This is a genomic window from Chromobacterium sphagni (assembly GCF_001855555.1).
Classification (GTDB): domain Bacteria; phylum Pseudomonadota; class Gammaproteobacteria; order Burkholderiales; family Chromobacteriaceae; genus Chromobacterium; species Chromobacterium sphagni.
In genome coordinates this window covers 1-25761 of record NZ_MKCT01000061.1, presented here as the reverse complement: position 1 = coordinate 25761, position 25761 = coordinate 1, and the positions used below count along the sequence as shown (strand labels likewise).

The window sequence follows — 25761 nt, the reverse complement described above, 5'->3', positions numbered from 1 at the left end:
GTACTGATATAGAATTGGGCGATTCTATACCGCCCACTAGCCCCCACGATATGGCTTTGTGCATGCCCAAACAAAAACTGACTCCGCTGGCCCTGGCTGTTGCCACCGCCTTTGCCCTGAACGCCCATACTGCCCGCGCCGGCGAGGAAGCGCCGGTTGCGCTGCCCACCCCACCGAAACAACAAGGACAGACCGTAGTCACCGCCGACAATCTGGACGGCGAAATGAATGTGATCCTGCACGCCAAGGGCAATGTAGTGCTTACCCGCGACGACCAGAAAGTCGAGTCGGACTGGCTGGACTACTACCAGGCGAAGAACCGGGTGAAAGCCGGCGACCAATTCCGCATGACGCGCGGCAGCGACGTCATCACCGGCACCACGCTGGACTACAACGTGGACGACTACAGCGGCACCGGCATGAATCCGGTGTTCTCCATGTCGAAGCAAAACCCACCCGCCGCCAAATCAGCGCCAGTCAAACCGGTCACCATGCGCGGCGACGGCAGCCAGTTGGACTTCCAGGGTCAGAATCAGTACAAGATCTACGGCAGCCGGATGACCACCTGCGATCCCGGCGACGACGCCTGGTATCTAAAGTCCGCCAGCACCGACCTGGACTACAACAGCGGCGTAGGCGTGGCGCACAACGCCTGGATGCAATTCTACGGCGTACCCATCCTGTATACGCCGTGGCTGGACTTCCCGCTCAACGGCAATCGCAAGTCGGGCCTGCTGACTCCCACCTTCAAGACCGGCACCTCCGGCACTGAACTGTCGCTGCCCTACTACTGGAATATCGCCCCCAACTACGACGCCACCATCACGCCGCACTTCAATGACAAGCACGGCAATATGCTGGCCGGCGAATTCCGTTATCTGGAGCCCAGCTACAGCGGCAGCATCTACACAGAGCAGTTGCCCAACGACAAGGTCACCGACACCTCGCGTTACGCCTGGAGCGTACGCCACCAGCAGAACTTCGGCCACGGCCTGACGTTCGGCCTCGACTACAACCAGGTGTCGGACAACAACTATTTCACCGACTTCGGCGATCAGGTGGCCATCGCTTCCAACGTCAACCTCAACCGCGAAGCCTGGTTGAACTACGCACTGAACTGGCAGGGCGGCAGCGGCAACCTCACGCTGCGCACCCAGCACTACCAGAATCTGACCATCAACCCGGCCCCCACCGACATCCCCTATGCGCGGATGCCGCAGCTGACCTTCAACGCCAATCAGGCGCTGCCCAGCGGCTTCTCCGCCAATCTGGTCACCGACCTGACCCGCTTCGACCATCCGACGCTGCAGACCGGCGACCGCTTCGTCGCCTATCCCAGCGTGAGCTGGAACTTCGACCGCAGCTGGGGCTTCATCCGACCCAAGATCGGCGTCAACTACACCGAATACAATCTGAATGCCTTCCAAGGCAATCCGCAAGGCACGCTTAGCCGCACCCTGCCGATCTTCAGCACCGACGCCGGCCTGTATTTCGACCGCGATGCCCAGTTCCTCGGCCGCGACCACCTGATGACGCTGGAGCCCCGCCTGTTCTACGTCAATATCCCCAACAAGGACCAGAGCAAGCTTCCCAATTTCGACACTTCGGTCAACGACTTCAACTTCGCGCAGCTGTTCACCGAGAACCGCTTCTCCGGCTACGACCGCATCAACGGCGCCAACGAGATCACCACCGCGCTGACCAGCCGCTTCATCGATCAGAGCAATGGCCTGGAGCGGCTGCGCATCGCAATCGGCAAGCGCTACTACTTCAGCCAGCAGGACATCAGCCTGGCGGGCACCCCCAGCCAGGTGACCGATACCGGCAACGACTGGCTGGTGGGCGTGGGCGGCGACATGAGCAAGTCGGTCCGCCTGGACAGCAGCTACGAATACAACCCGACCCTGAACGCGACCCAGCGCTACAATGTCCAATTGCGCTACAACCCGGAGCCGGGCAAAGTCGCCAGCATCCGTTACCGCTACGGCATCTACGAGCTGCAGGACGACAACGGCAACTATGGTCCGCTTCGCCAGGTGGACGTGGCCGCGCAGTGGCCGATCGCCAAGCGCTGGTATGCCATCGGCCGCTACAATTACTCGCTGATCCAGCAACGGCCTATTGAGCAACTGGCCGGCTTCGAGTACAACGATGGCTGCTGGTCGGCCCGTTTTTACAGCCAACGCTACGTCACCGACCTGACCACCACCAAGAACGCGATATTCTTCCAGCTGGAACTGAAGGGACTGGGAGCTCTGGGCAACGGCAATCTGCAAGACACGCTGCGCCTGGCCATCCCCGGTTACACCAAGACTAACGAGCAATAAAGCCTGACCATGAAAAAGACCCTGCTTGCCCTGTTGTTCGCCAGCGCCATGCAAGCCGCGCTGGCCGCTCCCGCCACCCCGGTACGCGAAGTGGATCGCATCGTCGCCGTGGTCAACAAGAACGTGATCACCTGGCAGGAGCTGCAGTCGCGCGTCGACGAGGCGATCAAGCAGTTGGAAGCGCAAAAAGTGGCGCCGCCTTCGCGCGACGTGCTGGAACACCAGGTGCTGGAGCAAATGATCACCGAAGAGGTGCAGCTGCAGTACGCCGCCAGCGGCGGCCTGCGCATCGACGACGCCGCGGTGGACCAGGCGGTGGCCAACCTCGCCAAACAGAACAAGCTGAGCGAGGCCGGCCTGAAGGCCCAACTGGCCAAGGACGGCATCACGCTGGACCGGCTGCGCGGCGACATCCGCCGCGAACTGACCCTCTCCCGCCTGCGCGACAGCGAAGTCGGCTCGCGGGTAATGGTCAGCGACAGCGAGGTGGACCAGGTCCTGAAGAGCGCGCAAAGCGCCAACCGCACCGAATACCACCTGGCGAGCATCCTGGTGGGCGTGCCGGAACGCGCCGACGCCAAGCAGATCGACGCGCTGTCGCAGAAAGTGCACAAGGCGCTGGCCGATCTGGAGGCTGGCCAGCCGTTCGCCAAGGTATCGGCCACCTATTCCGACTCTCCCAACGCGCTCAAAGGCGGCGACATGGGCTGGCGCAGCGCCACCTCGCTGCCGGTGGAGTTCGTGCAGTTGCTGGAACAGCTGAAAACCGGCGCCCATACCGACGTGATCCGCACCCAACAGGGCTTCTTCATCTTCCAGTTGCAGGAAAAACGCGCCGGCGGCGCGCCGATGCTGGTGGAGCAGTACCACACCCGCCATATCCTGATCCGCACCAACGAGGCGGTGTCGGAAGCCGACGCCAAGGCCCGCATCGAACAGGTGCGCGACCGCATCATGCGCGGCGCCAAGTTCGCCGACATGGCCAAGCTGTACTCGGAAGACGGCAGCAACGCCAAGGGCGGCGACCTGGGCTGGGTCAATCTGGGCGACCTGGTGCCGGAATTCGAGAAGGCGATGGTGGCGCTGCCCATCGGCCAGGTGTCGCAACCGGTGCGTTCGCCGTTTGGCTGGCACCTGATCCTGGTGGAAAGCAAACGTAACCAGGACGTCTCCAGCGACCATGAAAAAATGGCGATCAAGCAGCAGATCCGCGCCCGCAAGATGGAACAGGCCTACACCGACTGGGTACGCCAATTGCGTGACTCCGCCTTCGTCGAAGAACACCTGGACGACAAGTGACCACTGCGACCCAGCCCATCCTGGCGGTGACGGCCGGCGAACCCGCCGGCATCGGCCCCGATCTCGCGCTGCAGTTGCCGCGGCTGGTCTCCGGCCTGCGCTGCGTGGTCGTCGCCGACAAGGACATGCTGGCGCAGCGCGTCGCGCTGCTCGGCCTGGATATCGCGCTGGCGGATTATCGCCGGCATCAGCCGGCGCCGGCCGGCGCGCTGGAAGTGCTGCATGTGCCGCTGGCCGAGCCGACCGTTGCCGGCAGGCTGAACCCGGCCAACGGCCGCTATGTGCTGGACACGCTGGACGCGGCGATAGACGGCTGCCTGGCCGGCGAATTCGCCGCCATGGTCACCGCCCCGGTGCATAAGGGCGTGATCAACGACGCAGGCGTGCCGTTCACCGGCCACACCGAATACCTGGCCGAGCGCACAGCCACCGGCAAGGTGGTGATGATGCTGACCGGCGGCGGCATGCGGGTGGCGCTGGCCACCACCCACCTGCCGCTGCGCGCGGTGGCGGACGCCATCACGCCGGAACTGCTCGACGAAGTGATCCGCATCCTGCACGCCGACCTGGTGCATAAGTTCGGCATCGCCGCTCCGCGCATCCTGGTGGCCGGCCTCAACCCGCACGCCGGCGAGAGCGGCCACATGGGGCGCGAGGAAATAGACGTCATCGAGCCGGCGCTGGACAAGCTGCGCGGCGAAGGCATGCATCTGGTCGGCCCGTTGCCGGCCGACACCCTGTTCAATCCGGACAAGCTCTCGCAGGCCGACGCGGTGTTGGCGATGTACCACGACCAGGGCCTGCCGGTGTTGAAACACGCCAGCTTCGGCGCCGGCATCAACATCACGCTGGGCCTGCCCATCATCCGCACCTCGGTCGACCACGGCACCGCGCTGGATCTGGCCGGCAGCGGCCGCGCCGATCCAGGCAGCCTGGTCGAGGCTGTGCGGCTGGCGGCGCAGCTGGCGCAGCGCTCGTCCCGCCGCTGAAGTCCGCCACGCCGCTCAACGCACCACCACCTGGTTCGGCAGCTCGTTGACGAAGGGCTCCTCTCCCCGCGGCGCGTGCTTCAGCAACGCCTCGTGTATGCGGCTCAGCCCCAGCTCCAGCCCCGCCACGTGATCGCGGGCGGCGAAGGCCCGCTGCATCTCGGCGCAGATGCCAGCCCACTCTCCGGCCGCTACCCGGCGGTTGATGCCGCGGTCGGCGACGATTTCTATTCTCCGCTCCGCCAGCAGCAAATACACCAGCACGCCGGTGTTCTCCTCGGTATCCCACACCCGCAGCTCACCGAACCACTGCAGCGCCCGCTGGCGCGCGCTCATGCCCCGCCAGACGGCGCGCCAGTCCAGCGCCGACTCAACCACGAAGCGCAGCTGGCCGCGGTGGGCCAGCTCGGACTCGGCGATCTGCCGCTCCAGCCGGGCCAGTTGGCCGGCCGGAAACCGGCGCCGCGCCTGCCAGCCGGTGCTGCACAGGTGGCGCCATGCTCGTTGCCATCGATTCATTTCACCAGTCTCCCGAAGCGCCGCCGCCGCCGAAATCTCCGCCGCCGCCGGACCAGCCGCCGCCATCGCGCCCGCCCGATCTGCCGCCTCCGCTCCAATCGCCCCAGCTGGCCAGCGACAAACCGTGCTCGCCCAGCACCAGGCACAAGCCGGCGGCCACCGCGCCGGTCAACAGCGCGAACAGCGTTCCGGCGCCCAGCAGCAGCGACAGCGCGATGCTGAGACTGCCGATGATGAAGCTGCCGATCAGGCGGCCGAACAAGCGGCCGGCCAGGCCGGAGCCGAACAGCAGGAAGAAGGCCAGCACCGGCCAGCTGTCGCTCCAGCCAGATGCGTGCGCGGCCGGCGGCTTAGGCTCAGGCAGCTTCTCGCCGTCTATCAGACCCTCGACCTGCGTCGCCGCGGCCTGTATCCCCTGCAGGCGCAAGCCCTGCTTGAGCAAGGGCCGCAAGGTGTCCTGCAGGATGCGCTTGGCGTAGATGTCCGGGATCGCGCCTTCCAAGCCGCGCCCGACCAAGAGCTGGGTCTGGTGCGAGTCGGCGACGATCAGCAGCAGCACGCCGTCGTCCACGCCCTGGCGCCCCAGCTTCCAGCTGGCCATCACCCGGGCGCCGTAATCGAAAGGCGTTTCCGGACCGACCGACGGCACGATCAACACCGCCAGCTGGCTGCCTTTGCGCTGATGAAAGTCCAGCAGCTGCTTTTCCAGCTGGCCGCGCTCGGCATCGCTCAGGAAAGCCACCTGGTCTATCACCGGCGAGGTAGGCGGCGGCACCGCCTCCTCGGCGCGGGCCGTGCCCATCAGCAGCCACAGCGCCAAGCCCAGCCAGACCCATGCGCGGCTCATCTCACTTGCCTTGCTGGTCGAAGTTCACCTGCGGCGGGGCGGAGATCGCCTTCTCGTTGTCCACGGTGAAATTGGGGCGGGTCTTCAGGCTGAACATCATCGCCGTCAGATTGTTGGGGAAGCTGCGCACGGTGACGTTATAGGACTGCACCGCGTCGATGTAGCGCTTGCGCGCCAGCGCGATGCGGTTTTCGGTGCCCTCCAGCTGCGCCTGCAGATCGCGGAACGACTGGTCAGCCTTCAGCTGCGGGTAGTTTTCCGACACCACCAGCAAGCGCGACAGCGCCGAGCCCAGCTGATTCTGCGCGGCGGAGAACTGCTTCAGCTTGTTCTCGTCGCCGGCCGCCGCCGCGTCCATCTGGATGCTGCCGACGCGGGCGCGCGCCTCGGTCACCTGGGTCAGCACATCCTTCTCGTGCGTGGCGTAGCCCTCCACCGTCTTCACCAGATTGGGGATCAGGTCGGCCCGGCGCTGATACTGGTTCAGCACTTCGGACCAAGCAGCGTTGGCCGCCTCGTCCTTGGACTGCATCGCGTTATAACCGCAACCGCTGAGCGAAGCCGCCAGCGCCAACATCAACAACAGTTTTTTCCACATCGTCGCCATCCTTTCCATATTGCGCAATCCCTGCCGGGAAACACTCACACAGCCATAGCTTAACCAAAAACAGCGGTATGCCGGAAATACAAAAACTCATGGACATGGATATTTTTGGCACAAAATGACAGAGGGCAGATCAGGGCCAGGCCATTTCAATTGAATAAAATATCCATCATCAGCCGCATGAGCGCAAGGCATGAGCAGAGGCAATATCTTGATATAAAGAGGAAAAATCCCTATTCAACTCATGTTTTTCGCAGCGCAGCAATTAGGATAAACTGGCAGACACTCCTCTAATTAAAAGCAAGCTTGCGGACAAATGACAGCCATCACCAGCGAACAGCGCCTGCGGGAGATCCCGTACAACTACACCTCCTATTCCGACCGCGAAATCGTCATCCGCCTGCTGGGCGAGCCGATGTGGCAACTGCTGGATGAGTTGCGCGGCCAGCGCAAGACCGGCCGCTCGGCGCGGATGCTGTTCGAGGTGCTGGGCGACATCTGGGTGGTGGACCGCAATCCCTACCTGGTGGACGATTTGCTGGACAACCCCAAGCGGCTCTCCGCTCTGGTGGAGGCGATGCGCCACCGCCTGAACGAAGTGGAGAAACGCCGCGACGGCAACGGCCGGGTGGGCGAGATGATCGCCGCCGCCCGCCAGGCGGTGGAGCTGTTCGCCCGCCAGTTCGAGGAAACCCGCGAGCTGCGCGCCAGGGTGCTGAAGAAGCTGTCCCGCTTGACCCGCCGCGACAATATCCTGTTCGACGGCCTGTCTCGCGTCGCCCACGTCACCGACGCCACCGACTGGCGCGTGGAATATCCGTTCGTGGTGCTGAGCCCGGACGACGAAGAAGAGATGGCGCCGCTGGTGCGCGCCTGCATCGAACTGGGCCTCACCATCATCCCGCGCGGCGGCGGCACCGGCTACACCGGCGGCGCGGTGCCGCTGGAGCGGATGAGCGCGGTGATCAATACCGAAAAACTCGACCGCCGCCTGGGCATCGAGCATGTCGAGCTGCCGGGCCTCACCGGCAAGCAGGCGACGATACAGTGCGGTGCCGGCGTGGTGACCGCCCGGGTGTCGGAAGCCGCAGCCGCAGCCGGCCTGGTGTTCGCTGTGGACCCCACCTCGGCCGAGGCGTCCTGCATCGGCGGCAACATCGCGATGAACGCCGGCGGCAAGAAGGCGGTGCTGTGGGGCACCACGCTGGACAACCTGGCCAGCTGGAAGATGGTCGACCCGGACGGCCGCTGGCTGCTGGTGGAGCGCATCGGCCACAATTACGGCAAGATCCACGACGTGGCCGAGGCGCGCTTCAGGCTGTCGCGGCTGGCCGACGACGGCAAGACCATAGAGTCCAGCCGCGAGCTGGCGATCCCCGGCTCGGCCTTCCGCAAGGTGGGCCTGGGCAAGGACGTCACCGACAAATTCCTGGCCGGCCTGCCCGGCGTGCAGAAGGAAGGCTGCGACGGCATCATCACCAGCGCCCGCTTCGTGCTGCACCGCATGCCCAGGCACACCCGCACCGTCTGCCTGGAGTTCTTCGGCAGCGTGGCCGAAGCCACGCCGGCCATCGTCGAAATCACCGACCTGTTCAAGCCCGGCGGCGCCTGTCTGATGGCCGGCGTGCGGCTGGCCGGCCTGGAGCACCTGGACTGGCGCTACGTGCGCGCGGTCGGCTACACCACCAAGGCCAAGTCCAAGGGCCGGCCCAAGATGGTGCTGATCGCCGACATCGTCTCCGACGACGAGAACGCGGCGGCCGAGGCCGCCAGCCAGGTGGTGCGCATCGCCAACGCCCGCCACGGCGAAGGCTTCATCGCCGTCACCCCGGAAGCGCGCAAGACCTTCTGGCTGGACCGCAGCCGCACCGCCGCCATCGCCAAGCACACCAACGCCTTCAAGGTGAACGAGGACGTGGTGATCCCGCTGCCGCGCCTGGGCGACTACAGCGACGGCATCGAACGCATCAACATCGAATTGTCGATCGCCAACAAGCTAGAGCTGCTGGACACCCTGACCGAGTACTTCCACGGCCGGCTGCCGGTGGACAAGCTGGACACCAATCTGCCGTCGGAAGAGCTGATCGGCGACCGCCGCGCCGCCGCGCTGTCGCTGCTGGCCGTCTGCCGCGACCGTTGGCAGTGGCTGCTGGCGCATATGGACAGCCCCTTCCACGAATACCGCGCGCTCTGGCCGCAGGCGCCGCTGGAAGACAGCGCCGCCCAGCCGGACACCGTGTTCCACGCGCTGCGCGACTTCACGCTGCGCGTCAGCTGGAAGCGCGAAGTGCGGACGGAGCTGGAGCAGCTGTTCTCCGGCAGCACCCATAGCAGCATCCGCGCCGCCATCCGCGAGCTGCAGCAGCACGTGCTGCGCGGCCGGGTGTTCGTCGCGCTGCACATGCACGCCGGCGACGGCAACGTCCACACCAACATCCCGGTCAACTCCGACAACTACCAGATGCTGCAGACCGCGCACCGCGCGGTGGTGCGCATCATGGCGCTGGCGCGCGAACTGGGCGGGGTGATCTCCGGCGAGCACGGCATCGGCATCACCAAGCTGGAATTCCTCACCGAGGCCGAAATCCAGCCCTTCCGCGACTACAAGGCCAGGGTGGACCCCAATGGCCACTTCAACCGCGGCAAGCTGCTGCCGGGCGCCGACCTGGCGCTGGCCTACACCCCGTCGTTCTCGCTGCTTGGGGCCGAATCGCTGATCCTGGAACAATCCGACATCGGCGCGATCAACGATTCGATCAAGGACTGCCTGCGCTGCGGCAAATGCAAGCCGGTGTGCTCCACCCACGTGCCGCGCGCCAACCTCTTGTACAGCCCGCGCAACAAGATACTTGGCGTCGGCCTGCTGACCGAGGCCTTCCTGTACGAGGAGCAGACCCGGCGCGGCGTCAGCCTCAAGCACTTCGAAGAACTGTCCGACGTGGCCGACCACTGCACGGTGTGCCACCGCTGCGTCAAGCCCTGCCCGGTGAAGATAGACTTCGGCGACGTTTCGGTGGCGATGCGCAACTTCCTGCGCAAGTCCGGCAACAAGAAGTTCAACCCCGGCACCGCGCTGGGCATGGCCTTCCTCACCGCCAAGGACCCGGCCACCATCAAGACCATCCGCGCCGGTCTGGTCGGCGTCGGCTACAAGGCGCAAAGGCTGGGCAACGCGGTCGGCAAGCGGCTGGGGCTGCTGGGCGGCCAGAAGCGCCAGCCGCCGGCCACCGTCGGTCCGGCGCCGGTCAAGCAGCAGGTGATCCACTTCATCAACCGGCCGATGCCGGGCGGCCTGCCCAAGAAGACCGCGCGCGCGCTGCTGGACGTGGAAGACGCCAACATCGTGCCGGTGATCCGCAATCCCAAGCTGGCCGAAGACGCCGAGGCGGTGTTCTACTTCCCCGGCTGCGGCTCGGAGCGGCTGTTCAGCCAGGTCGGCCTCGCCACCCAGGCCATGCTGTGGCACGTGGGCGTGCAGACGGTGCTGCCGCCGGGCTATCTGTGCTGCGGCTACCCGCAGACCAGCGCCGGCTACCAGGACAAGGGCGACGCCATCACCACCGAAAACCGCGTGCTGTTCCACCGCGTCGCCAACACGCTGAACTACCTGGACATCAAGACCGTGGTGGTCAGTTGCGGCACCTGTTTCGACCAGCTGGCGCATTACCGCTTCGAGGACATCTTCCCCGGCTGCCGGGTGATAGACATCCACGAGTTCCTGATGGAGAAAGGCGTCAAGCTGGAAGGCATCGCCGGCCAGCAATACCTGTACCACGACCCCTGCCACACGCCGATGAAAAGCTACCAGCCGATCAAGGTGGTGAACGAGCTGATGGGCGGCGGCGTGCCGCTGTCCGACCGCTGCTGCGGCGAGGCCGGCACCTTCGCCGCCAGCCGCCCCGACATCGCCACCCAGGTGCGCTCGCGCAAGGAAGAGGAGATCCGCGCCAACCTGGCGGCGCTGCCGCCGCAGGACAATTCGGCGCCGGTGAAGATCCTCACCTCCTGCCCGTCCTGCCTGCAAGGCCTGTCGCGCTACAACGACGACACCGGCACCGAAGCCGACTACATCGTGGTGGAGATCGCCAAGCACCTGCTGGGCAAGAACTGGCTGCCGGACTACGTGGCCAGGGCGCGCGACGGCGGCATCGAGCGGGTGTTGCTGTAAGCCACGGCACGCTGATGTTTTTGCGTCCGCATCGCGGCAGATAGTTTCATGGCGATTCCGCCCGCCGGGCGGGCAAAGGAGACCGCGCAGAAGATGCCGGCGCAGCGCTTTGCCCGCATTGCACACCAAGGTCCGATGACCGGGCTGCTCACCGCCATCCGCCCAAGCGAACGGCATCACATCGACATAGGACAATGTGATAAATTGCCGGGTTCTGCCCGATCAGGAGAACCCGGCCATGCTGCTTCTGCAAACCGAACGCGATGCTCTGCTCAAACCTCTGGCCGCGATCTGCGGAGTGGTGGAGCGCCGCCACACCCTGCCTATCCTGTCCCACGCGCTGATTGAGGCCGATGGCGGCGGCCTGTCGCTGCTGGCCAGCGATCTGGAAATCCAACTGCGCAGCCACAGCGCCATCGCCTGCGCCCAGCCTTTCCGCCTGTGCGCCCCGGCCCGCAAGCTGCAGGACATCCTGCGCGCGCTGCCGGCCGGCAGTCCGGTGCAATTGCGGCGCAAGGGCGAACAGTTGCTGCTGCAGGCCGGCGGCAGCCGTTTCCAGTTGCAGACGCTTCCCGCCGACGATTTTCCGCTGCTGGCCGAGGGCCGCCGCCAGACGACTGAGCTGGAATTGGCGCAAGGACCGCTCAAGCGCAAGCTGGAGCAGATCCTGTACGCGATGGCCGGCAACGACATCCGGCCCTACCTGAACGGCCTGCTGCTGCAACTGGACGGCAGCGAACTGCTGCTGGTCGCCGCCGACGGCATCCGGCTGGCCCTCCAGCGCTGTCCGCTGGGAAAAAACGCGCCGGCCGCGCAGGCCATCCTGCCGCGCAAGGCGGCGCTGGAGCTTGCCAAACTGTTGCGCGACGACGACGATGCGCGGCTAACGGTTACGCTGCAAGACGGGCAGGTCGGTTTCGAGCTGGGAAGCCAGCGGATGATCAGCAAGCTGCTGGACGCGCGCGCGCCAGACTACCTGCGCCTGCTGCCGGACAGCCACGACTGCGTGCTCTCGCTGCCACGGCAGCCGCTGCTGGAAGCGGTGCAGCGGGTGGCGGTGTTGGCTCATGCCAAGTTCCGCCAGCTGGAGCTGGCGATACGTCCGGGGCAACTGACGGTGCGTTGCCGCAACGCCGAACGGGAAGAGGCCGAGGAACATCTGCCGATAGACTGGCAAGGCGCGGAGCTGGACGCCAGCTTCAACCTGCAGTATCTGCTGGACGTGCTGGCCAGCCAGCAGGCGGAGCATTTGACATTCGGCTTCGGCAACGGCCTGCGCGGCCTGCTGATCACCAACCCGCTCGAACCGCACTTCCAGTACCTGGCCATGCCGCTGCGCGGCTGAGAAATCCACTCGCCGCACTGGTGCTTGGCGCATAACATTCTATTTTCATATTACAATCCGCCATCTCTTCACGGAAGGGTGCAGCGTGTCCGGCACATTCGCGCGCTACCGACTGGTCATCATCATCACCCTGCTGCTGCTGGGCGGCATCGTCATCAACGCCTGCCTGTACTACCGGCAAGCCAGCGACGACATCCGCCGCAGCATCGCCGAGCAAGGCCTGCCGCTGACCGGCGACACCATCTTTTCCGAAATCGACCAGGGCATTCTGCGGCCGCTGTCGGCGGCGACCCTGATTGCGCACGACACCTTCATGGCGGCCTGGCTACAGGATGGCGAGACCAATCCCGCACTCGCCAGCCGCTACCTGCGGGCGATCAATGGCCGCAACGGCATCAGCGGCAGTTTTCTGGTATCCGAACGCAGCCGCCGCTACTACTACGCCGGCGGCGTCCACAAAACCGTTTCCGCCGGTGATCCGCAGGACACCTGGTACTTCCGCTGCCGCGACATGCGCCGCGACTACGAAATCAATCTGGACTGGGACATGACCAACGGCGGCCAGGCCACCATGTTCATCAACCACCGCATGCTGGACGAACAGGGCCGCCTGCTGGGCGTGATCGGTGTCGGACTGCCGCTGCCACAGCTCAGCAAGCAGTTGGCCGCGTACGAGCAGCGCTTCCAGCGCCGCATCTATTTCATCGACGGCAACGGCCGCGTGATGCTCAGCAGCATGCCCACCACCCTGCCCCGGCCGCGGCTGCAGGAACTGCCCGGGCTGTCCACGCTGAGCGGCGCCATACTTTCCGGTCCGGAAACGCCGAAAAAACTGGAATACAAGCTGCATGGCAACCGCTATCTGCTGAGCAGCCGCTTTCTGCCGGAACTGGGCTGGCACCTGCTGGTGGAGCAGAACGAAACCAGCGCGCTGCGGCAGCTGCGGACGGCCGTGCTGACCAATCTGGCGATCAACAGCGCCATCCTGTTGCTGGTGGTGATGGCGGTGCTGATCACCTTGCAGCGCCATCAGCAGAAGCTGCGCCAACTGGCCACCACCGACCAGTTGACAGGCTGCCTGAACCGCCTCGCCTTTCTCGACCTGCTGCCGGGCTGGCTGCGCCATTGCCGGCGCAGCGACGCCATTCCGCAACTGCTGATGCTGGATATCGATCACTTCAAGCAAGTGAACGACCGCTACGGCCACCAGGTGGGCGACCTGCTGTTGCGCGAAACCGCGGAACTGCTGCGCTCGCAGCTGCGCGGCAACGACCTGCTGATACGCTGGGGCGGCGAGGAGTTCATCGTGCTGGCCGCCAGCTACGGCCACGACGACTCGCTGGCCGAACGACTGCGCAGCATCGTCTCCCGCCACATCATGCAAGGGGCGCCGGACAAGCTGACCATCACCATCAGCATAGGAATGTGCCTGTGGCGGGAGCCGGAAACGCTGGAGTCCGCCATCGACCGCGCCGATCAGGCGCTATACGCCGCCAAACAAGCCGGCCGCAATCGCGTCTGCCTGGCGCGTCCCCACTCCTCCGACAGCCCGGGGAGCTTTAGCGAAAAATGACAATAAGTTAAAGTATCGATTTTCACCGCCAGCGACAGCCATGACCACCATCCACTTGCTGGTGCCGGACGACTACCAGTCGGCTAGCCGCCAGATCGCCGCCCTGCATCAGAATCCCGCGTTCCCCTGCCATGCGCTGGGCGACCTGTCGCTCGATCCGGAAGCGGAAGCGCGGCTAGCCGAAGCCCAGGCGCTGCTGCTGATACGCGAGCGCACCGTGGTGGACGCGGCGTTGCTGGCGCGCATGCCCAAGCTGAAGCTGATCAGCCAGACCGGCAAGCTGGCGCGCAATATCGACATCGCCGCCTGCAGCGCCGCCGGCGTCGCGGTGGTGGAGGGCAGCGGCTCGCCCCATGCGCCGGCGGAGCTGGCCTGGCTGCTGATCATGGCGGCACGGCGGCGGCTGGCGGAAAACCTGGACAGCCTGCGCCAGGGCCGCTGGCAGGGGCCGGTCGGCAGCGTGGTGCGCGACCAGACGCTGGGCATATTGGGCTTCGGCAAGATAGGCAAGCTGGTGGCCAGCTACGCCCGCGCCTTCGACATGAAGGTGTTAGTATGGGGCAGCGAGCGCGCCCGCAATGAGGCGCTGGCGAAAGGCTGCCTGGCCGCTGCCAACCGCGAGGCCTTCTTCGCCGACGCCGACGTCGTCACCCTGCACCAGCGGCTGGTTCCCGCCACCGCCGGCAACGTGACCCGCGCCGACCTCGCGGCGATGAAGCCGAATGCGCTGCTGGTCAACACCAGCCGCGCCGAACTGATCGCGCCCGGCGCGCTGGAAGCAGCACTCGACGCCGGCCGCCCTGGCTTCGCCGCGCTCGATGTGTTCGAACTGGAGCCGATATACGACACCGACCATCCCCTGCTGCTGCGCCCGAACGTGCTGTGCACGCCGCACCTGGGCTATGCCGAAGCGGGCAGCTATCGCCAGTATCTGGAGATCGCCTACCGCAACGCCATCCGCTTCTTCGACGGCGACACCTCTCATGTGCTGAACCCGGAAGTCTTGATCTGAAACTCCATGCCGCAGGCGCCGCCGCCTGCCGGCCGCCCCCACCCAGGAGAAAACCAATGTCCGATACCGCCCTGCTGATCATCGACATCCAAGTCGGCGTCGTCGACGGCGAGCTGCGCGCCGCCCGGCTCGACACCGTGCTCGACAACCTCAACCTGGCGATCGCCGCCGCGCGCCGGCGCGGCATCCCGGTGATCTTCGTCCAGCACGAGGAAGACGAGCGGCCGCATGGCTCCGCAGCCTGGCAGCTGCACCCCGGGCTCGCTCGGCAGGACGGCGACCAGATCGTCTACAAGCGCTACGGCGACAGCTTCTGCGAGACCAATCTGGCGCAGCTGCTGTCGGCGCACGGCGCGAGCAAGCTGTGGATAGGCGGGGCCGCCACCGATTTCTGCGTCGACAGCACGCTGCGCAACGCGGTGTCGCGCGGCTACCAGGTCACCGTCATCGGCGACGGCCATACCACGGTCAGCGCCTTCGCGCTGAGCGGCGAGCAAGTGATAGACCACTTCAACGCCGCCTGGGGCGCCACCAGCGCCACCCCGCAGCCGCTGCGGGTCAAGCCCGCGGCCGAGCTGTAATCCTGTGCGGATAGACGACAAAAACGGCGGGTCTCCCCGCCGTTTTGCCTAGCCTGCCGCTTTACTGCTTCTGGGCCGCCTTGGCCTTCGCTTTCGCCGCGGCGGCTGCCGCTGCCGCCTTGCGCTTGGCGGCCGCAGCCGCGTCCAGCCGCACTTCGGCGCTGGTCTTCAACAGCGTAGCCTGCGCGTCGTCGCCGTCCAGCGACCAGCTGAACACCCCGCCCAGCTGCTGCTGGCGCACGAAGTCCAGCTTGCCGCGGATGGTGGCCGGATCGTCGTAGCTCCAGAACTCGTTGCCGTCATAGGTCCACAGCTGCTTGGCCACCGGGCTGACGAACTGCTTGGCGCTGCGGTTCACCAGCACGCGGTAGTCCTCGATGCCTTGCTCATAAGTGCCCTTGGCCGGACCGGTGGCCACCTGGTACAGGCCGTTGCTCTGCGGACCGGCCGCCACGCCGGTCCAGCCACGGCCGTAGAACGGCAGGCCGACGTTGATCTTGGCACGCGGCACGCCGGCGTTGACCAAGGTCTGCACCGCGTCGTTGACGGTGTAATAGACTTGGTCGCCGGTCACCGGAGCCGCCGGATCTCGGTACAGATTGGACTGGAAGTTGGTCGGGCCCTTGGCTTCCCAGCCGCCGTGGAAGTCGTAGGTCATCACGTTGATCCAGTCCAGATAACTGCTGTAGTTGGCTGGTTCGGTGTTGCGAATCTTGTCGACGCCGGAGCCGATGGCGGCGGTCAGGTAGTAACGGCGCTTGTTCTGGGTGGACAGCGCGTTCAGCTGATTGCGGAACTCGGCCATCAGCAAGGTATAGTTCTGCTTGTCATTGGGGTCGACGCTATTGGTCGGCAGTCCGCCGCCGCCCGGGTATTCCCAGTCGATGTCGAAGCCATCGAACACGCCCAGCGCCGCGCCCGCCCCGCCGGCGCTCTCGCCCACCGGCAGGTTGCCCTTGATGTAGAGGTCTATGCACGAGCTGACCATCGCCTTGCGGCCGGCGTCGGTAGCGGCGAAGGTGCCGAAGTTCTTCGACCAGGTCCAGCCGCCCAGCGAGATCAGCACCTTCAGCGACGGATTGGCCAGCTTCAGCTTGCGCAGCTGGTTGAAGTTGCCGCGCAGCGGATCGTTCCAGCTGTCGGCCTTGCCGTCCACCGACTCGTTGGCGGCAAAGGAGCGCTGGTAGTCGGCCCAGGCGTCGCCGCCGTCGCCGTTGCCGCTCTCGGCCTTGGTGACCATGCCGCACTGGCCGTTGGCGTAGACATTGCCGAAAGCGTAGTTGAGGAAGGTAAGCTGCTTGTCGCCGCCGGCCTGCACCAGGTTATAGACTTTGTAATTGCGGTCGTAGATGCCCCACTGGGTGAAATAGGAGCCGACATTGCGTCCGACTGTCGGCTTGGGCTCGGGCGGCACGCCGTTGCCGGGCTGACCGGGCTGGCTAGGATCGCCTGGCGTGCACTCGCTGGCCGGGCGCTCCTGCCAGGCGCCCCACTGCGAGCTGCCGGGCTGCTCGCCCTGGGTCCACCAGCTGGCGCGCCAGGTCTTGCCGCCGTAGGTGGCGTAATCGCCGGCGTTGTAAACCTGGCTGCCGGCCCACGGCGAGCAGGACGGCGCGGCATAGACCGCCTGGGTCAGCACGAAGGCCGCGCCGACTGCCAACAGCACGCGCGACAGGGGGAAATGCAGCATGGTATTTCTCCTCTTCTTGATGGATGGACGGCAGAGGGATCGCTCTTGCCACTGCAATCACCGACATGAGCGCCTCATGTGGTATTACATTGGTATCAGCATCGAATATCCACGCAGGAAAACACAAGAAGAGATTTAATCATCCATCATTTAGTACAGGGTATAACCATCCACAATGGCAGGCCGCCATTCGCGCCGCCGCCGGCGAAAGGCAATAAAAAAAGGAGGCCTGCGCCTCCTTTTCCCACATCCGGACTGACCCGGTCGTCAAACCGCCTTACTTCACGTGGTGGTGCTTTTTGTGATGATGGTGGCGGCCATGCTTCTTGGCAGCTTGCGCCTTTTGCGCGGCCGGAGCCGAGCTTGCCTTCTTGGCGTGATGCTTCTTGTGATGCTTGTGGTGTTTATGCGCCGGCGCGGCGGCCTTGGCGGCCGGAGCGGAGGCGTCGGCGGCGTAGCCGGCTGCGGAGGTCAGGCCCAGGGCGGCGGCCAACAGGAGGGCGGTCAGTTTTTTCATGGTCATGCTCCCGAATCTGAGATGTTTTTCTGCCGGAGCACCGCTCGGTGCATCCTTGAATCCATCTTAGGCAGGCTGCCGCCGCGCCGTCTGTGAGGCATGTGTAATGGGGTGTAACCAATCGTAATATCAGCGGGCCGATTCGTCTTCCGCCGGCAGCGGCGGGATCAGCGTCACCAGCAGCTGATCGATGCGGTAGTTGTCGATGTCTACCACTTCGAACTTGTAGCCCTCGAACTCCACGCTGTCGGTGCGCTTGGGGATCTTGCGCAGCATGTACATCATGAAGCCGGCGATGGTCTCGTAGTTTTCGTCGTCGGGGAAGGCTTCTATGTCCAGCGCGCGCAGCACGTCCTCCACCGGGGTGGCGCCATCCACCAGCCACGAGCGCTCGTCGCGCTGGACGATCTGCTCTTCCTGGAACTGGCTGACCAGATCCCCCATCACCGTGCTCATCACGTCGTTGAGGGTGATCACTCCCACCACCAGCGCGTACTCATTCATCACCACCGCGAAATCCTCGCGCGAGGCCTTGAAGCGCTCCAGAAGCTCGGACAGCGTCAGCGAATCGGGAATGATCAGCACGCTGCGTATCGTCAGCTCGCGCTTCATCGACAGGCTCTGCTGATTGATCAGCCGCATCAGGATGTCTTTGGAGTCGACATAGCCGATCACCGAATCGATCACGCCGTCGCACACCAGGAATTTGGTGTGCGGATGCTCGGCGATCTTCTGCTTGATGCTGGCTTCGTCCTCGTGCAGCGTGAAATAGATGATGCTCTCGCGCGCGGTCATCGACGACGGCACGGTGCGGCTTTCCAGCTCGAACACGTTTTCTATCAGGTGGTGTTCGCGCTTTTGCAGCACGCCGGCTTCGGCGCCGGCATCCATCATCGCCACAATGTCGGCGGAGGTGAGGTCGTCCGGGCGGCCGGTAGGCACACCGAACAGGCGGAAGAACACATTGGCCAGGCCGTTGAACAGCCACACCAGCGGGCTGCACGCCCGCACGCAGAACAGCATCGGCCGCACCACCAGCAGCGCGATGCGCTCCGGCGCCACCATGCCCAGCCGCTTCGGCATCAGGTCGGCGAACAACACGAACAGCGAAGTCACCGTGACGAAGGACAGGATGAAGCTGAGGTGCTCAACCCAACCCTCCGGGCTGACCAGATGCAGCATGGAGGAAAAATATGGAGTAAAGGCAGCCTCGCCCAGGATACCGGCCAAGATGGCCACCGCGTTGAGGCCGATCTGCACCACGGTGAAGAAGTGCCCGGGCTGCTGCTGCAACTCCAGCACCCGTTCGGCATTGGTCACGCCTTCGTCGGCCAGTTGCCTGAGCTTGATCTTGCGCGCGGCGGCCAGGGAGATTTCCGAAACCGAGAAGAAGGCGCTGGCGGCGATCAGGAGGGCGATGACAAAAAGACTGTTGACGAAACTCACATTGATTCCCGGACTGTAATGGTTGCAATTGCCTGTCGGCATGGCCAGAAGGCCGCGCCGACCCTTTAAGTATAACAGAGCCGCGCCGCTGCCCCGGCGGCGCGGCTGGCGTAAAATCAAAGGTCTATTCAATCAAGACAGGGCCGGACCATGCATTGCGAATTATGTGAACAAGCCAGCGGCGAACTGCTGCACCAGGACGACAGCCTGCGGGTGCTGCTGGTGGAGGAGGCCGGCTACCCCGGCTTCTGCCGCGTCATCTGGCGCGGCCATGTCGCCGAAATGACCGACCTGGCGCCGGCCGAACGCCAGCACCTGATGGACTGGGTCTATCGCACCGAGACGGCGCTGCGCCAGGTGATGCAGCCGGCCAAGATCAACCTGGCCAGCCTGGGCAATATGGTGCCGCATCTGCACTGGCACGTGATTCCGCGCTTCACCGACGACGCCCACTTCCCCAGCCCGGTCTGGGCCTCGCCCCGCCGCGACGGCGCCGACCACAGCCAGCCGCACCTGGCCGAACAGTTGCGCGCCGCGTTGGCGCTGTAGCCCCTCCTCAGGCGGTGCGGAAGCGGCTGATCGCCTGATCCAGGCCATGCGCCAGCTGCGACAGTTGTTGCGCCATGTCGGACGAGGCCTCCACCGACTGGCCGTTTTCCGCGCCCATGCTGGCAATGCGCTCCACGCTCTTGGCCGCGTCGTTGCTGGCGGTGCTCTGCTCGCGCATCGCGCCGGCGATCTCGCTGGTTTTCTCCAGCAGCCGCGACGACAGCTCGCGGATCTGCGCCAGCCGTTCGCTGACCTGGGAGCTGAGGGCCACGCCGCTGCCCACCCGCTCGGCCGCCTCGCGCATGCTGGCCACCGCGGTGGTGGTGTCGCCCTGCACCGCCTGGATCTTGGACGAGATCTCGCCGGTGGCCTGGGCGGTGCGCTCGGCCAGCTTCCTCACCTCGTCCGCCACCACCGCGAAGCCGCGGCCCATCTCGCCGGCCCGCGCCGCCTCGATCGCGGCGTTGAGCGCCAACAGATTGGTCTGCTCGGCGATGTCGTGGATCACCTCGACGATATTGCCTATCTCGTCCGAGCGCTGGTTGAGCGTATCGATCACCGCCTCCGATTCGCCTATCACCCGCGCGATCTCCTGCATCTCCCTGGCGGCCTCGCCCGCCACCTGGGTGCCGCTCACCGCCTCGCGCATGCTGCTTTGCGCCTCGCTGGCCATCTCATGCGAATGGTCGGCCACCAGATTGATGCTGACCGTCATCTGCTCCACCGAGGCGGCCGTCGACGACGAGGCGTCAGTCTGCATCCGCGAGGCGTCGGCGATGCGCTGCGACACCTGCGACAGCGATTGCGCGGTGCTGGTGACCTGGGCCGAGTCCTGGCGCGTGCGTTCGATGAAGGCGCGCAGATTGCCCAGCAGCCGCGCCAACGCGCGGCCGGTCTCGCTGACCTCGTCGCGCCCGGTCTGGTCTATTTCCACCGTCAGGTCGTTATGCTCGGCGGCGTGGCGCATCTTTTCCTGCATCGCCGCCAATGGCCGAGTGATGGAGCGCGAGATCAACCAGGCCAGCGCGCCGCCCAGCAGCAACGCCAGGACCACCAGCGCCAGCATCGCCTGTATCGTGCGCGCCATCGTCGCCGACATCTGCTCTTCCGACGCCTTGGAAGTTTGATCGGCCAGGTCGGTCAGCTTGTTCAGCGCATCGCGCGCCGCATACAACTTGGGCTTGAACGGGACGATGGCGGCGTCGCCGGCGTTGGCCGCCGCGATCTCGCCCTTGGCGATGCGCTGGTACAAGGCATCCATGCCCTGTTGATAACCGTCTATGCCCTGCAGCATGCTGTCGAATTCCGCCAGGTGCTCCGCCGCCATCGGCATGGTCTTGGCCTGGGTCGCCAGCTCCTTGAACTGGACAATCTCCTTGTCCAGCAGCTGCTTGTTGGTCTGTATGCTCTGGTCGGTATTCGCCGGGTTGCCGATGCTGATGAAGATGTTCTTCTCGTCCTGCCGCACCCGCAGCATGCTGCGCTGCATGCTGTCCAGGTGATGGCGGAAAGCCAGCTTCTCGCCGAACAATACCGTCAACTCGCTGCCGATGCCGTTAAGCGACCACCAGCCGCCGCCGCCCACCAGGCATAGCGCCAGCAATAAACTGCACGCCAGCAGCAGGATGCGCTGGCCTATCGTCAAAGCACTGAACATGTTCTTTCCCCGTTACGCATTGTCTGGAATTATTGTCGGCCGCCTCGGTCGGCGGCCCGCTGCAGAGCATACCGTTGAATGTCCGCATATGAATGATCAATGTTAACGTTCTAGCACACTTGCCAGCGCCCGGCTCCTGCCGCTAGGCTGGACCTTCTCGCATCGATACGGACACCCCATGTACACCACGCTGATTTCTCCCGCCCAGCTGGCCGGCCTGCCGTCCGAGCGGCTGGTGGTGCTGGATTGCCGCTTCCAGCTGGACCAACCCGACTACGGCCACGCCGCCCATGCCGCCAGCCACATCCCCGGCGCCCATTACCTGCACCTGGACTACCACCTGTCCGGCAGCAAGAACGGCCACAACGGCCGCCATCCCTTGCCCGACGGCCAGCGGCTGGCGGTGGATCTGGGCGCGATCGGCGTGGACGAAGACAGCCAGGTGGTGGCCTACGACGACGGCGCCGGCCAGTACGCGGCGCGCGCCTGGTGGCTGCTGCGCTGGCTGGGGCATGAGAAGGTGGCGGTATTGGACGGCGGCTTCGCCGCCTGGCGGGCCGGCGGCGGCGCGGTGGACGCCGAAACGCCGCAGCGCCGCTCGTGCCGCTTCGCCATCCGTCCGCCGCTGCAGCAGGCGGTGGACGCCGGCGCGGTGCAGGCCAATCTGGCAAGCCGGGACTTCACCGTGGTGGACGCGCGCAGCGGCGAGCGCTTCCGCGGCATAGGCGAGACGATAGATCCGGTCGCCGGCCACATTCCCGGTGCGGCCAACCGCTTCTTCATGAGCAATCTGGATGCCGGACAGCGCTACAAGCCGGCGGCGCAGCTGCGGGCGGAATGGGAAGCGCTGCTGGGCGCCGGCTTCGACCCGGCGTCCATCGTCCACCAGTGCGGCTCCGGCGTCACCGCCTGCCACAATCTGCTGGCGATGGAAATCGCCGGCTTTTCCGGCAGCCGGCTGTACCCGGGCTCTTGGAGCGAATGGTGCAGCGACCCGGCGCGGCCCGTCGAACGCTGAGCATGGCCGCGCAGCGCGGCCGGGCGCGCCGCCAAGCGGTCTAGATGCTTAGGCGGATCGCCCTCGCGGCGGGCTTCCGCGCTAGCCGAGGATCAAACGCTGCAACAGACTCTGGCCTGCCGGCCAGCTGCCCAGGCCCGCATGGCTGCCCATATGGCCGGCGCGGCCGGCGTCGACGAACTGCGCGCCCCAGATGCCCGCCATGCGCTCGGCTTCGGCAAGCTCGCAAAAAGGATCGTCGCGGCTGGCCACCAGAATGGCCGGCACCGGCAGACGCTGCAGCGGCAGCGCATCGAAACCGGCGAAATCCGGCAGCGGCGCGCCCTCCGGCAGTTCGCCGCTGGCGCGCGCCCGCTCATCCGTCAGGGGAATCGCCGGCGGCGCCACCAGCAGCATGCCTCTCACCTTGCGCTGTTCCGGCAAGGATGCCTGCAGCAACCAGGCCACGGCCGTGTGGCAACCCAGGCTGTGGGCAGCGATCACCAGCTTGCCGGGAATCTCCGCCACCGCCGCCGCCACGCCGGCCACCCATTCGTCGCGGGCAGGGTACAGCCAATCGCGCTGCGCGACCCGGCGCGCCAGCGGGTAGGTCACCTCCCAGCGGCCATGCCAATGCTGCGCGCCGGAATTGCCCCAGCCTGGGACGTTCAACAGCGTCACGTCATCGTCGTCCCACATCACAGGCTCCGCTGGTAGTCGACGATCAAGGGCGCATGATCGGAGAACTTCTCGTCCTTGTAGATGCTGGCGCTTTGCGCGTCGGCCATCAGCGCCGGCGTGACGATGTGGTAGTCGATGCGCCAGCCCACATCCTTGGCGTAGGCCTGGCCGCGGTTGCTCCACCAGGTGTAGCCCGGCGCCTCCGGATACAGCTTGCGCCACGCGTCGCACCAACCCACCCGGCCCAGCAGGTCGGTCATCCAGGCGCGCTCTTCCGGCAGGAAGCCGGAATTCTTCAGATTGCCCTTCCAGTTTTTCAGATCGATCTCGTTGTGGGCGATGTTCCAGTCGCCGCAGATCACGATGTCGCGGCCGGCGGCCTTCAGGCTCTCAAGATGCGGCATGAACACGTCGAGAAAGTCGAACTTAACCTGCTGGCGCTCGTCGCTGCTGGAGCCGGACGGCAAATACAGCGACACCACCGACAGATTGCCGAAGTCCAGTTGCAGGAAACGGCCCTCGGCGTCGATCCAATCGACGCCCAGCCCCTCCACCACCGCGTCCGGCTGGTGCCGGGTATAGACGCCGACGCCGCTGTAGCCCTTCTTCTCCGCATAGTGGAAATAGCCGGTCAAACCGTCCGGCGCGCGCATGCGCTCGGACAGGTCGGCGGCCTGGGCTTTCAATTCCTGCACGCAGACAAAATCGGCCTGGATGGTGGCCAGCCAGTCGAAAAAGCCTTTCTTGTCGGCCGAGCGGATGCCATTGAGGTTGGCGGAAACGATTCGAAGCAAGAGTCTCTCCTGTGCTATGCTTGCGGCGATTTTTTACAGCCGTTCAAACAGTTAACGATTCAATAAAGGAGTAAGGATGAGCGATTTCCGTCAGGATTTTATTCGTTTTGCGCTCGACAAGCAGGTTTTGAAGTTTGGCGAGTTCATCACCAAGGCGGGCCGCAAGTCGCCCTACTTCTTCAACGCCGGCCTGTTCAACGACGGCGCATCCACGCTGAGCCTGTCGCGCTTCTACGCCAGATCCATCGTGGAAAGCGGCATAGCATTCGACATGCTGTTCGGGCCGGCCTATAAAGGCATCATCCTGGCCGCCGCCGCCGGCATGGCCCTGGCCGAACAGGGCCGCAACGTGCCCTTCGCCTACAACCGCAAGGAAGCCAAGGATCACGGCGAAGGCGGCACCCTGGTCGGCGCGCCGCTCCAGGGCAAGGTGCTGATCATAGACGATGTGATCTCCGCCGGCACCTCGGTGCGCGAATCGGTGGAGCTGATCCGCGCCGCCGGCGCCGAACCGGCCGGCGTGGCCATCGCGCTGGACCGGATGGAGCGCGGCCAGGGCGAACTGTCCGCCGTGCAGGAAGTGGCCCAGCAACACGGCCTGCCGGTGGTGGCCATCGCCACGCTGAAGGATCTGCTGGGCTTCCTGGAACACAGCACGGAACTGGCCGCCCACCTCGATGCGGTGCGCGCCTACCGCGCCCAATACGGAGTCAACGACTGATGATGCGCCTTGCCGGCTTTGCCATCCTGCTGTTGTGCGCGGCGACCCATGCCGGCAGCTCGCTATACAAGTGGGTGGACGAAGCCGGCAGGGTGCATTACAGCGACACGCCGCCGCTGCAAAACCAGAGCGGCGGCGTGGCGGAGCTGAACAAGCAGGGCGCAGTCAGAAAGCCGGCGGAGAGCGACGCCCAGCGCAAGGCCCGCGAAGCGTCCTCCGCCGCCGCCAGGATGCAGCTGCAGCGGCAACAGGATACCACCCGCCACGACCAGGCGCTGATACAAAGCTATTCCACGCTGGCCGACCTGAAGGCCGACCGGGAAAGGCAGCTGTCGGTGCTGCAATCGGCCTACCATGCGCTGGAACTGCGGGCGCAGGGGCTGCAGATCCAGCAGCGCGACCTGCAGAAAGACCTGGACCTCAGCCGCAAGCTGCAGCAGCAGCCGCACTCCGCGACCTTGCACAATCTGCAGGCGCTGCAACACGAGCAGCTGGACCTCAATACGCTGATGGCCGCCAAACGCGGCGAAGTGGATGCCTTCCGCCAGAAGATGCGGCAGGACATTCAACGCTACCAGCAGTTGAACTCCCGCTAGAGCCCTTACTGTCCGCCGTCCTTGCGCTGCCAGGCCTGGTTCAGCGTCCGGGTGGCGTTTTGCAATGCCTGCTGCGCGCTGCCTTGCGCCGCGGTCGCGGCCGCCAGATCGGCATTGGCCTTGTCCAGCGTCGCCTGCGCGCCGGCCAGCCGCTGCTCGGCCAGCGTCTTGGCGTCCTGCGCCATTTTCAGCTTGGCGTCCGCCTGCGATTGCTGGCTTTGCGCCTGCTGGAAAGCCATCTGCGCCGCCAGCAGCTGCTCGTCGGCGTTCTGCGCCAGCGCCGCGCCCGACCACAGGGCCGCCAGCAGCAGCCCGCCCTTAATCAGTTCCTTCATGGCATTCCCCCAAGGCTAATATCCAATGGCCGTATTATGCGGCAAGCCGGGCATTGATGACATTCTTACATCTTGGCGGCAAATTCTTAGCAGGCTTTAACAATGCCTTTCTTACAGTACACGGCGTAACGGCACGACTGTCATCGCATGCAGCGGGCTGCCCGGATATTTTTCTGCGAGAAACATCATGCTGACACACGCATCACTGCAATTGGGCCTGTTCCTGCTGGCTCTGCTGGCGCTGATCAAGCCGGCCGGCCATTACATGCGGCTGGCGATGGAGGGCCGGCCTCCGCTGCTGGGCCGCCCCGGCCGCTGGCTGGAGCGCCGGCTGTATCGGCTGGCGGCAGTGGACCCGGAGCAGGAAATGGCCTGGAAAAGCTATGCGATCAACCTGCTGCTGTTCCAAACTGGTCGGCACCGTGTTCCTCTACCTGCTTCAGCGCTGGCAAGCCTGGCTGCCGCTCAATCCGCAAGCCTTCGGCAACGTCGCTCCCGACTCCGCTTTCAACAC

23 protein-coding genes and 1 pseudogene are annotated in these 25761 nt (G+C 65.2%); 14 read left to right on the top strand and 10 right to left on the bottom strand.

Going from position 1 to position 25761, the window contains the following annotated elements; genetic code table 11:
• The first annotated feature begins 62 nt into the window (after positions 1-62).
• From BI344_RS18185 to pdxA, 3 genes are read left to right on the top strand one after another with little or no spacing between them, the layout of a single operon-like run.
• On the top strand, positions 63-2327 hold the full coding sequence (locus BI344_RS18185) for an LPS-assembly protein LptD (protein ID WP_071114248.1): 2265 nt from the start codon (positions 63-65) through the stop codon (positions 2325-2327).
• 9 nt (positions 2328-2336) lie between these two features.
• Positions 2337-3626 carry a peptidylprolyl isomerase gene (locus tag BI344_RS18180; protein ID WP_193431008.1) on the top strand — a complete coding sequence of 430 codons (1290 nt, stop codon included), beginning with the start codon at positions 2337-2339 and terminating at the stop codon, positions 3624-3626.
• The gene (gene pdxA, locus BI344_RS18175; RefSeq protein ID WP_071114246.1) at positions 3623-4615 is read left to right on the top strand and encodes a 4-hydroxythreonine-4-phosphate dehydrogenase PdxA; all 993 of its coding nucleotides are present in this window, start codon (positions 3623-3625) and stop codon (positions 4613-4615) included. The genes BI344_RS18180 and pdxA overlap by 4 nt, the downstream gene beginning before the upstream one ends.
• Positions 4616-4630: 15 nt before the next feature.
• Here the strand turns inward: pdxA and BI344_RS18170 are convergent, their stop codons facing one another.
• The 3 genes from BI344_RS18170 to BI344_RS18160 are packed head-to-tail and all read right to left on the bottom strand — an operon-like array spanning position 4631 to position 6579.
• Positions 4631-5134, bottom strand: a complete 504-nt coding sequence (locus tag BI344_RS18170) for a TPM domain-containing protein (protein ID WP_071114245.1) — start codon at positions 5132-5134, stop codon at positions 4631-4633.
• A 1-nt stretch (position 5135) separates the two neighbouring features.
• Positions 5136-5981 carry a TPM domain-containing protein gene (locus BI344_RS18165; RefSeq protein WP_071114244.1) on the bottom strand — a complete coding sequence of 282 codons (846 nt, stop codon included), beginning with the start codon at positions 5979-5981 and terminating at the stop codon, positions 5136-5138.
• A 1-nt stretch (position 5982) separates the two neighbouring features.
• Entirely contained in the window at positions 5983-6579 is a 597-nt protein-coding gene (locus BI344_RS18160) for a LemA family protein (RefSeq protein WP_420912616.1), read from the bottom strand.
• Between the two features lie 322 nt (positions 6580-6901).
• On the opposite strand from BI344_RS18160, the gene BI344_RS18155 reads away from it, so the two are divergent.
• The 5 genes from BI344_RS18155 (at position 6902) to BI344_RS18135 (ending at position 15264) form a co-directional block, all read left to right on the top strand.
• On the top strand, positions 6902-10753 hold the full coding sequence (locus BI344_RS18155) for a DUF3683 domain-containing protein (RefSeq protein WP_071114242.1): 3852 nt from the start codon (positions 6902-6904) through the stop codon (positions 10751-10753).
• A 238-nt stretch (positions 10754-10991) separates the two neighbouring features.
• A complete protein-coding gene (gene dnaN, locus BI344_RS18150) occupies positions 10992-12098 on the top strand; it encodes a DNA polymerase III subunit beta (RefSeq protein ID WP_071114241.1) in 1107 nt (368 codons plus the stop codon).
• Between the two features lie 85 nt (positions 12099-12183).
• A complete protein-coding gene (locus tag BI344_RS18145; RefSeq protein ID WP_071114240.1) occupies positions 12184-13671 on the top strand; it encodes a sensor domain-containing diguanylate cyclase in 1488 nt (495 codons plus the stop codon).
• A gap of 40 nt (positions 13672-13711) precedes the next feature.
• Complete coding sequence (locus BI344_RS18140; protein ID WP_071114239.1) at positions 13712-14683, top strand: D-2-hydroxyacid dehydrogenase family protein; 972 nt, start codon at positions 13712-13714, stop codon at positions 14681-14683.
• A gap of 56 nt (positions 14684-14739) precedes the next feature.
• Positions 14740-15264: a cysteine hydrolase family protein gene (locus BI344_RS18135; protein WP_071114238.1), complete on the top strand. Its 525-nt coding sequence runs from the start codon at positions 14740-14742 to the stop codon at positions 15262-15264.
• A 61-nt stretch (positions 15265-15325) separates the two neighbouring features.
• On the opposite strand, the gene BI344_RS18130 is transcribed toward BI344_RS18135, so the two are convergent.
• The 3 genes from BI344_RS18130 to paeA all read right to left on the bottom strand — a co-directional run bounded on the left by BI344_RS18130 (position 15326) and on the right by paeA (position 18917).
• Positions 15326-16954: a glycosyl hydrolase family 18 protein gene (locus tag BI344_RS18130; protein WP_071114237.1), complete on the bottom strand. Its 1629-nt coding sequence runs from the start codon at positions 16952-16954 to the stop codon at positions 15326-15328.
• A 277-nt stretch (positions 16955-17231) separates the two neighbouring features.
• Positions 17232-17471, bottom strand: coding sequence for a hypothetical protein (locus tag BI344_RS24970; RefSeq protein WP_071114406.1), 240 nt, complete (start codon positions 17469-17471; stop codon positions 17232-17234).
• A gap of 129 nt (positions 17472-17600) precedes the next feature.
• On the bottom strand, positions 17601-18917 hold the full coding sequence (paeA, locus tag BI344_RS18120) for a polyamine export protein PaeA (RefSeq protein WP_204378024.1): 1317 nt from the start codon (positions 18915-18917) through the stop codon (positions 17601-17603).
• A 150-nt stretch (positions 18918-19067) separates the two neighbouring features.
• Here paeA and BI344_RS18115 point away from each other — a divergent pair, with 150 nt between their 5' ends.
• Positions 19068-19466: an HIT family protein gene (locus BI344_RS18115; RefSeq protein ID WP_071114236.1), complete on the top strand. Its 399-nt coding sequence runs from the start codon at positions 19068-19070 to the stop codon at positions 19464-19466.
• A 7-nt stretch (positions 19467-19473) separates the two neighbouring features.
• Here the strand turns inward: BI344_RS18115 and BI344_RS18110 are convergent, their stop codons facing one another.
• Positions 19474-21123: a methyl-accepting chemotaxis protein gene (locus BI344_RS18110; RefSeq protein WP_071114235.1), complete on the bottom strand. Its 1650-nt coding sequence runs from the start codon at positions 21121-21123 to the stop codon at positions 19474-19476.
• A gap of 178 nt (positions 21124-21301) precedes the next feature.
• Here BI344_RS18110 and BI344_RS18105 point away from each other — a divergent pair, with 178 nt between their 5' ends.
• Positions 21302-22141 carry a sulfurtransferase gene (locus BI344_RS18105; protein ID WP_071114234.1) on the top strand — a complete coding sequence of 280 codons (840 nt, stop codon included), beginning with the start codon at positions 21302-21304 and terminating at the stop codon, positions 22139-22141.
• Between the two features lie 81 nt (positions 22142-22222).
• On the opposite strand, the gene BI344_RS18100 is transcribed toward BI344_RS18105, so the two are convergent.
• Together BI344_RS18100 and BI344_RS18095 are read right to left on the bottom strand one after the other, a co-directional pair.
• On the bottom strand, positions 22223-22819 hold the full coding sequence (locus tag BI344_RS18100) for an alpha/beta hydrolase (RefSeq protein ID WP_071114233.1): 597 nt from the start codon (positions 22817-22819) through the stop codon (positions 22223-22225).
• Positions 22819-23595, bottom strand: coding sequence for an exodeoxyribonuclease III (locus BI344_RS18095; RefSeq protein WP_071114232.1), 777 nt, complete (start codon positions 23593-23595; stop codon positions 22819-22821). Before BI344_RS18095 ends, BI344_RS18100 begins: the two co-directional genes overlap by 1 nt.
• Positions 23596-23671: 76 nt before the next feature.
• Here BI344_RS18095 and pyrE point away from each other — a divergent pair, with 76 nt between their 5' ends.
• Positions 23672-24316 (top strand): orotate phosphoribosyltransferase, encoded by a 645-nt coding sequence (gene pyrE / locus BI344_RS18090; RefSeq protein ID WP_071114231.1) that lies wholly within the window; start codon positions 23672-23674, stop codon positions 24314-24316.
• Positions 24316-24912 (top strand): DUF4124 domain-containing protein, encoded by a 597-nt coding sequence (locus BI344_RS18085; RefSeq protein WP_071114230.1) that lies wholly within the window; start codon positions 24316-24318, stop codon positions 24910-24912. Before pyrE ends, BI344_RS18085 begins: the two co-directional genes overlap by 1 nt.
• Positions 24913-24917: 5 nt before the next feature.
• On the opposite strand, the gene BI344_RS18080 is transcribed toward BI344_RS18085, so the two are convergent.
• On the bottom strand, positions 24918-25247 hold the full coding sequence (locus BI344_RS18080) for a hypothetical protein (protein WP_071114229.1): 330 nt from the start codon (positions 25245-25247) through the stop codon (positions 24918-24920).
• Between the two features lie 187 nt (positions 25248-25434).
• Between BI344_RS18080 and BI344_RS18075 the strand changes: the two are divergent.
• Together BI344_RS18075 and BI344_RS26205 are read left to right on the top strand one after the other, a co-directional pair.
• A pseudogene (locus BI344_RS18075) lies at positions 25435-25647 on the top strand (potassium-transporting ATPase subunit KdpA); the annotation flags it as partial.
• A partial coding sequence (locus BI344_RS26205) for a potassium-transporting ATPase subunit KdpA (protein WP_420912617.1) occupies positions 25631-25761 on the top strand: 131 nt, incomplete at its 3' end. The pseudogene BI344_RS18075 and the gene BI344_RS26205, both read left to right, overlap by 17 nt.